Consider the following 6,685-nt stretch of genomic DNA (forward strand, 5'->3'; position numbering starts at 1 on the left):
AATCATAATAAATCCTATATTGTGTCTTCCGTTTTTATATTCTTTTTCTACAGTATTTTTTACGCTTTTAATTTTTTTTTCGATTTCATTTTTTTCGAGCATATCGGTTTTATTCAAAATTATTATCGATTTCTTTTTTATCAATTCTTTGCTATATGATTTTAATTCTTTTCTTAATTTTAAATAAGTGTCGCCAATATCTTCGTCCGTTATATCTATTACGAAAACCAAAGCTCCCGTTCGCTCTATATGTCTTAAAAATGTTAGTCCGAGTCCCGCGCCTTCGCTCGCTCCCTCGATAATTCCCGGGATGTCCGCAATTACAAAACTTCTTTCATAATCCAAATAACAAACTCCCAAATTTGGCGTAAGAGTGGTAAAAGGATAGGAAGCTATTTTTGGATTCGCTCTCGTAAGTCTCGCAAGCAAACTCGACTTGCCAGCGTTAGGCATGCCGACAAGTCCAATATCTGCGATTAATTTTACTTCAAGCCTTATATTTAATTTGTCGCCTTCGAGTCCATGTTGAGCGTAATCTGGCGCTTGATTTGTGGAGGTTGCGTAGAATTTATTTCCTTTTCCGCCTTTTCCTCCTCTTGCGATAGTTTCGCTCTGTCCGTCTTCGGTTAAATCTGCGATTATATTTCCCGTCTCTTCGTTATAAATTACCGCGCCGATTGGAACTCTTATTACCACATTGTCGCCTTTTTTTCCATCGCTTAATCTCGCTTTCCCTTGCTCTCCGTCTCTCGCTCTGAATTTTTTTCTGCTTTTTATTTTTCCGAAATTGTTTATTCTCGCGTCAACGATTACGATTACATCGCCTCCGTCTCCTCCGTTTCCGCCATCGGGACCGCCCATAGGAACATGCGCCTCTCTTCTAAAACTCACGCATCCCGCGCCTCCATGTCCCGCTTCAATTTCAAAATTAACTACATCTATAAATTGCTTCATTATTAATCCTCGTAAAACAAAAATTATATTATAAAAAATTTATTTTATCAATTATAATTTATAAATTTGAATGTTTAATGATATAAGTATATATGATTTAACTTGATAGAATTAAAATTCTAATATAATTCTAATATAACAAATTATATTTTATTAACTATATTATCTATAAATAACTATAATAACCATGATATATATTTTTAAATAAATTTTTTTTAAATTATTTGATAAAAACTATTGACAAATAAAATATTTTTTATTATACTATAGAGCATACATACTATGTAGTATGTAATATATACTATGGAGAAGTGATATGAAAATTGGAGTTGTTTATACAAGCACCACGCCAGAACTTATAGATAATGTTCAAAAAGAACTTATAAATAGTGTTGGCGATGAAATTTCATTTGTTAGTTTTGAGGATTCATCCATCCTAAATGAAATAAGGAAAAAAGGCTATGTAACATCATCTGCTTCGGCAAAATTATTAGAGCTTTATTGTAAAGCTATATTGGAAGGAGCTGATGTTATATTAAACGCGTGTTCTTCGGTAGGAGAAGTGGCAGATAGCGTTCAATCGTTTTCTAAATATTCGGGTATTCCTATAATAAGGATAGATGAAGAAATGTGCAGAGAAGCCGTATTAAGAGGTAAAAGAATAGGCGTCATGGCTACTTTATCTTCAACTCTTAATCCAACTAAAAATACAATATTAAGAATAGCCAGAGAAACAAATAAAAGAGTGGAGATTATAGAATGTTTAATAGGAGGAGCTTTTGGGCTCAATCAAGATGAATTTAAATCAAAAATGCTGGAAAATGCATTAAAAATATCTGACAGCGTAGATGTAATACTATTTGCTCAAGGGTCTATGGCTTATTGTGAAAATTTAATATATGAAAAATGTAAAAAGATTGTAGTTTCAAGTCCTAGATTTGGAGCTAAAGCGATAAAAGAAGCGTTAATAAAAAAAGGATTATTATAATTAATAATATAAGTAAAATAATATAATTAAAAAAACATTAAAGGAGTATATTTTATGTTTAAAAAAGTTTTTTCAAGTTTAATTTTATCTTTAGTTGTAGTTATTTTAATATTGTCTTGTTCTCAAGGTGGTTCTAAAAAATTAACTATTAACTTTAGTCATACTATGGCGCCTAATTCTTTAAGCGATATTGCAGCAAATAAATTTAAAGAATTAGTGGAATCTGGCAGCGACAATACTATCAGAGTAAATGTTGTTCCAAATTGCGGGTTATCAGGAGGAGATTTAACAAAAGCTATAGAAATGGTTTCCACAGGCGATATAGATATACATGCTTCTTCTCCAAATAATTTAGCTAATTTTGATAATCGATATTATGTTTTTTGGATGCCTTTTATGTTCACTACTGAAGAATCTATTTATAGAATATGTTCTAATGAGAAAATAAAAAATGAAGTCGGCTCGTGGAGTTCCAATATGGGAATAAAACTTTTAGGTTTTCATAATGCTGGAGCTAGACAAATATCTAACAGTAAAAAAATTATAAAAACTCCAGAAGACTTGAAAGGAATGAATATAAGAGTTCCTGGAGCAACTATATTTATAGACCTATACAGAGATTACTTTTTAGCTAATCCTACGGCTATGGATTTTTCTGAAGTTTATACGGCTTTACAGCAAAAAACGATAGATGGGCAAGAAAATCCAATTAGCGTATTTGATTCTTCTAAATTTAACGAGGTTCAAAAATACATTACTTTATGGAATTATGTAAGAGATATTACAGGTTGGTTTATAAGCGATAAAACTTTAAATAAGCTTAATGAAGAACAGAAAATACTTTTAGAAAAATGCGCAAACGAATCTTTAAATTTTGCAAATGAATATATCAAACAAAGCGAAGTGGATATAATAGAAAAAATAGAAAAACAAAATGTGGTAGTAACTAGACTTACTTCTCAAGAAGAAAAAGCATTTCAAGATGTGTCCGAACCAATTTATACAAAATACCAAAATATTATTGGGGAAGATGTTATAAATTTATTTAGAAGCGTGGCTAATGGAGAATAATAACTAAAAATATTTTAAGGAGAAAGATAATGAAAAAATTTTTTGATTATTTTGAAGAGATAATATGCGCTTTCGGTCTTATCGTTATGACAATATTCACTTTTATAGGAGTTATATCGAGAAAGCTTCCGAATGTAAATTTATCATGGACAATGGAATTAGTAACTACAGTTTTTGTATGGGTGTGTGCATTAGCATCGGCATCTGTTTTCAAGACTAATTCTCATATGGGTTTTTCATATATTATGGAAAAACTTGAAGGTAAGCCAAAATTTATTCATAAAATAATTAGGATAATAATAATTTTTGCCAATTATACAATTTGGATAATATACGGATTTAGGATGGTTATGATGCAAATAAAGTCTGGTATGGTAACTTCGGTAATGCAAACGCCTGGGTATCTTATAGGATTAGCCATCCCAATTTCGGCTATTTTATCTATTATAAGAATAATACAATATGAAACAAGACATAATTAATTTTTATTTTAATATTTAATAATTTATTATGGAGGATAAATATATGGATACAACTATAGTTTTATTTGGAACGCTTATAATTTTTATAATTCTAAACATACCTATTTCAGTTTCTTTAGGACTTTCAAGCGCTATAACGCTTTTATTTGTAGGAATGCCTATAACATCTATTCCTTCTATATTGCAAGCTACGGTTCAAAAATTTTCTCTTTTAACCATTCCGCTTTTTGTATTGGCGGGAGTTATTATGGAAAAAGGAGGCATATCGAAAAGATTAATTAATATGGCAAATAGCATAATAGGTCCAATTCATGGCGGTTTGGGGTATGTTGCGGTAATTGCAGCTATGTTTTTTGCGGCTATATCTGGCTCTGGAACGGCGACCGTTGCAGCAATAGGTTCTATTCTAATTCCATCTATGGTAAAACAGGGATATGATGCTGGTTATACAAGCGCATTATCCGCTATATCTGGTTCGTTAGGAACCGTTATCCCTCCTTCCATAACATTTTTAATATACGGTATGATTACGGGAGAATCTATAAGCAACTTATTTCTATCTGGCATAATGCCTGGCATAGTATTTGGATTATGTCTTTGTATTTCAGTTTTTATAAAATCTAAAAAAGAAAATTGGAAAAGCGATTCTCAAAGAAGTTCTTTAAAAAGTATTTTTATATCTATAAAAGAATCTTTTTGGGGATTGATGAGTCCCGTAATAGTATTGGGAGGAATATATTCGGGTATATTTACTCCAACCGAAGCCGCTTCCGTTGCCGTAATTTATAGTTTTATAATAAGCGTATTTATTTATAAAGAATTAAATTTAGAGAAATTAGTAGAAACTCTTTTCGATACCGCTAAAACAACAGGCATAATACTTCTTATTATAATGAATGCTGGTATTTTCTCATGGGTGTTAACACAGCAATCTATAGCCTCAAGTCTTACTGAAATGGCGCTTTCTATAACGCATAATAAATATGTAATGCTTATAATTATAAACATTATATTTTTAATTGCAGGTTGCGTTATGGATAATACAAGCGCTATGTATATATTGGTCCCTATAATAATGCCTGTAGCAAAAGCATTGGATATAAATATGATACATTTAGGCACTATAATAGTATTAAATTTATCTATTGGGCAGGTTACTCCTCCAGTGGGTCCAAATTTATATGTAGCCGCCAATATTGGTAAAGTGAAATTTGAAAATATAGTAAAGAATATGGTTCCATTAATTATAATGTCTCTTATAGCTTTACTAATAATAACTTATTTGCCTTGGTTTTCTTTAGTTTTTATAAAATAATTTAAAAAATATTAAATTTGATATACAATTATATATTAAATTTAATTTATTTTTTAAGGGGAAAAAATGAATAGTAGTATGTTAAAATCTTCTCTTGCCAATAAGTCTGTTGTAGAAAGAATAGTGGAGCAGATAACAGGGGCTATTATAAACGGAGAATTAAAACCAGGTAATAAAATACCAACCGAATTGGAATTATCTAAAGACTTTAATGTGGGAAGGAATTCTATTCGGGAAGCTATTAATATACTTAAAACCTTTGGGATAGTATATATAAAACGTTCTGAGGGAACTTTTATAGCCGATAACTTTAGATACAATATGCTTGACCCTGGTCTTTACGGTATTATATTACAAAAAGATTCTATAAGCGAAATAATGCAATTAAGAGAAGTTTTTGATAACGGTATTATGCATGTGGCTATGGAGATAATAACGGAAAAAGATATAAAAAATCTAAAAAAATCTTTCATCAAATTAAAAGAGTCTATTTTAGATAAAAATAAAAACATAGAAAAAATTCTGGAAGAAGATATAAATTTTCATAAATCCTTATTTGAAATGGCTAATAACACTTTATTAAATAATATAGCCGAATATATAGATAGGATTACAATACCGTCAAGAACAAAGGCTATGGAAAAAATAATATCGGAAGGAAAAGAAAATAAATTTATAGAACTTCATTGGCAAATAATTGATATTATTGAGAAAAAGAATATAGATTTAATAAATAAAACTATAAAAGAACATTACCAATTTTGGGAAAAAGTTAGCATAAAATAAATTATGATTTAATAAAATTAGGAGAGTATATTATGGATAAAGTTTTAATTTCAGTTGCCCCAATTAACGCTTCAAGTAAAAGTTTAGACGCTAAAAAAATAGCATCCGATGTTATAGAATGCTATAAACTTGGAGCGTCTATGGTTCATTTACATGTAAGAGATAAAAATGGTAATTTGACAAATGATTTATCATATTTCCAGCACACAATAGAACTTATAAAAGAAAAATGTGATATAATTGTAGAAGCTTCAACGGGAGGAGTATCTTCTCTTTCGATAGAAGAAAGATGTATACCGTTAAAATATAAAAACACTGAATTTGCTTCTCTCAATGTAGGATCAATGAATTTATCAAAAAGCGTGTATATAAATCAAATAGACGATGTGAAATACTGCCTTAAAGAAATAATAAAAAATAAGAAAATACCAGAAGTTGAAGTTTTTGAAATAGGAATGATAGAAACCACTATTAAATTATACGAGGAGTTTAAATTAAAATCCCCCATACTTTTTAATATAGTATTGGGACATAATGGAGTAGCTCCAGCCAGTATAGAAGCTTTATATGCATTAAGAAGTTTTATACCTAAAAATATGTTTTGGGGAATAACACATTTTTCAAGAGATAATAACGATATAATCGCTGCGGCTATATCTATGGGAGCAAAAACTATAAGAGTCGGTTTTGAAGATAGCGATTATATAGAAAAAGAAAGGTATGCTAAAAGAAATTATGAGTTAGTAAAACATTTTAAAAAACTATTAAATGCTATGGGTAAAGAATCTATGTCTGTAGATGAAGCTAGAAAATTTTTTAGCGTATTTAGAAATAAATAATTTTTAATTTAAATAATTACAAAGAGGGATATATGCTTAAAACCAATATTTTAAATAGTTATGATACTTCTAATGAGAATAAAATTAAAACAATATATGAAAAAGAAATAAAACATTTAGAAAAAAAGATAATAGTTTTAGACGATGACCCAACTGGCATACAAACGGTTAATGGAGTATTTGTATATACAGACTGGAGTTATCAAACTATAAAAAATGCTTTTGAAAGTTTCAGTTTCTAAAGGATAAT

The 6,685-nt window shown here is 29.5% G+C and carries 8 protein-coding genes; 7 read left to right on the forward strand and 1 reads right to left on the reverse strand.

Annotated features, from left to right (window positions below; genetic code table 11):
* Positions 1 to 954: GTPase ObgE (obgE, locus tag EZH24_RS05480; RefSeq protein ID WP_137998134.1), on the reverse strand; the 954-nt coding region annotated here is incomplete at its 3' end.
* 316 nt (positions 955 to 1,270) lie between these two features.
* Between obgE and EZH24_RS05485 the strand changes: the two genes are divergently transcribed.
* The 7 genes from EZH24_RS05485 to EZH24_RS14735 all read left to right on the forward strand — a co-directional run bounded on the left by EZH24_RS05485 (position 1,271) and on the right by EZH24_RS14735 (position 6,677).
* Positions 1,271 to 1,942, forward strand: a complete 672-nt coding sequence (locus EZH24_RS05485; protein WP_137998135.1) for an aspartate/glutamate racemase family protein — start codon at positions 1,271 to 1,273, stop codon at positions 1,940 to 1,942.
* Between the two features lie 54 nt (positions 1,943 to 1,996).
* Positions 1,997 to 3,013 carry a DctP family TRAP transporter solute-binding subunit gene (locus EZH24_RS05490; RefSeq protein ID WP_137998136.1) on the forward strand — a complete coding sequence of 339 codons (1,017 nt, stop codon included), beginning with the start codon at positions 1,997 to 1,999 and terminating at the stop codon, positions 3,011 to 3,013.
* 29 nt (positions 3,014 to 3,042) lie between these two features.
* The gene (locus tag EZH24_RS05495) at positions 3,043 to 3,495 is read left to right on the forward strand and encodes a TRAP transporter small permease (protein ID WP_170310839.1); all 453 of its coding nucleotides are present in this window, start codon (positions 3,043 to 3,045) and stop codon (positions 3,493 to 3,495) included.
* Positions 3,496 to 3,538: 43 nt separating this feature from the next.
* Complete coding sequence (locus EZH24_RS05500; protein ID WP_137998138.1) at positions 3,539 to 4,810, forward strand: TRAP transporter large permease; 1,272 nt, start codon at positions 3,539 to 3,541, stop codon at positions 4,808 to 4,810.
* 66 nt (positions 4,811 to 4,876) lie between these two features.
* Positions 4,877 to 5,596, forward strand: coding sequence for a FadR/GntR family transcriptional regulator (locus EZH24_RS05505; protein WP_137998139.1), 720 nt, complete (start codon positions 4,877 to 4,879; stop codon positions 5,594 to 5,596).
* A 32-nt stretch (positions 5,597 to 5,628) separates the two neighbouring features.
* Positions 5,629 to 6,435 carry a beta-keto acid cleavage family enzyme gene (locus EZH24_RS05510; RefSeq protein ID WP_170310840.1) on the forward strand — a complete coding sequence of 269 codons (807 nt, stop codon included), beginning with the start codon at positions 5,629 to 5,631 and terminating at the stop codon, positions 6,433 to 6,435.
* A 32-nt stretch (positions 6,436 to 6,467) separates the two neighbouring features.
* Entirely contained in the window at positions 6,468 to 6,677 is a 210-nt protein-coding gene (locus tag EZH24_RS14735) for a hypothetical protein (protein WP_137998141.1), read from the forward strand.
* Positions 6,678 to 6,685: the final 8 nt, after the last annotated feature.

The sequence above is a fragment of the Brachyspira catarrhinii genome (genome assembly GCF_005518285.1).
GTDB classification, from domain to species: Bacteria; Spirochaetota; Brachyspiria; order Brachyspirales; family Brachyspiraceae; genus Brachyspira; species Brachyspira catarrhinii.

Excerpts from the sequence above, each read along its gene's own strand:
- EZH24_RS05510 (WP_170310840.1), top strand. The coding sequence starts at position 5,629 with ATGGATAAAGTTTTAATTTCAGTTGCCCCAATTAACGCTTCAAGTAAA.
- EZH24_RS05500 (WP_137998138.1), top strand. The coding sequence starts at position 3,539 with ATGGATACAACTATAGTTTTATTTGGAACGCTTATAATTTTTATAATT.
- EZH24_RS05490 (WP_137998136.1), top strand. The coding sequence starts at position 1,997 with ATGTTTAAAAAAGTTTTTTCAAGTTTAATTTTATCTTTAGTTGTAGTT.
- EZH24_RS05495 (WP_170310839.1), top strand. The coding sequence starts at position 3,043 with ATGAAAAAATTTTTTGATTATTTTGAAGAGATAATATGCGCTTTCGGT.
- EZH24_RS14735 (WP_137998141.1), top strand. The coding sequence starts at position 6,468 with ATGCTTAAAACCAATATTTTAAATAGTTATGATACTTCTAATGAGAAT.
- EZH24_RS05505 (WP_137998139.1), top strand. The coding sequence starts at position 4,877 with ATGAATAGTAGTATGTTAAAATCTTCTCTTGCCAATAAGTCTGTTGTA.
- EZH24_RS05485 (WP_137998135.1), top strand. The coding sequence starts at position 1,271 with ATGAAAATTGGAGTTGTTTATACAAGCACCACGCCAGAACTTATAGAT.